This is a genomic window from Acinetobacter sp., from assembly GCF_036666595.1.
Classification (GTDB): domain Bacteria; phylum Pseudomonadota; class Gammaproteobacteria; order Pseudomonadales; family Moraxellaceae; genus Acinetobacter.
Genome location: NZ_JAVWVO010000045.1, coordinates 1 through 939, shown reverse-complemented (window position 1 = coordinate 939; position 939 = coordinate 1). Strand labels below are relative to the sequence as shown.

1 protein-coding gene is annotated in these 939 nt (G+C 33.5%); it reads left to right on the top strand.

Annotated elements, in window-relative coordinates:
* Positions 1-350: plasmid replication DNA-binding protein (locus tag RR876_RS16605; RefSeq protein WP_332637142.1), on the top strand; the 350-nt coding region annotated here is incomplete at its 5' end.
* Positions 351-939: the final 589 nt, after the last annotated feature.

The following is a 939-nucleotide window of genomic DNA, read 5'->3' as shown; positions in this document are numbered from 1 at the left end:
ATACACCTGAATACATTGATAAAACAGTGGTAGAACTGAAAAGCCAAATCGACTTCCTAAAAAAACAGTTAGAAAAAGCCGAAGATCGTGAATCCAAGGCGAACGCTCGTATAGATACGCTTTTAACACTCATCGAAATGAAGCCTCCCACAGCCAATATGACTACGTTTACCGATCAGAAATCTAGCCAGGATATAGCAACGGATCCTCGGCCAGAAGCTGAACCGAAAGATGAGGGATTGACTACTCCAGAGCAGACGAAAAATAAGCGGATTCCAGTACCGGAGCGCATTGAACAGGAACCGGAGAAAAGGGGCTTTTGGAGCCGTTTTTTTAGACCCTATGATTAACCACGATTGTTTAACTAATATGAACAAAGTCGTGAAACATTGATCAAAGAATAGGCGTGGAACGTGAAAAGTCACAAAAAAAGCCCAAACAGTGATGTTTGGGCTATAAACTTTGAAATAAGTATTTGAATTTCAAAATAAATTATAACGCATTTCGTATAAGGTGTATTATGTTAATTTTAGGAAATCTTAAAATAGATATTATTTGGTATAATTGATAATTATTCTTACTTATAATTTTTTATGAAAATATTAAATAAACTTCTTAGCCTTGAATTAGCAATTGGCTCTTCATTAAGTCAGAAGACTAATTTGATCTTATCTTTTTTATTAGCCTTAATTTTTACAGGACTTGCTCTTTCTATTGAGAATAAAACTTACATATGTGTTTTTGCAGGAATGCTACTTTTTTGGCAAAGATACGTTGTTTTAAAATTAAGGGACAAAGAGAGAAATTAAATTAATAAAAAATCCTCACTTATTTAACATAATGGCGCTTATACGAAACGCATATAAAAATAGTTTTATATTTCAAAAAGTTATGCTATAAAAAATCGGGGACGCAAACCCGAAAAGCTGACTTGGAAAC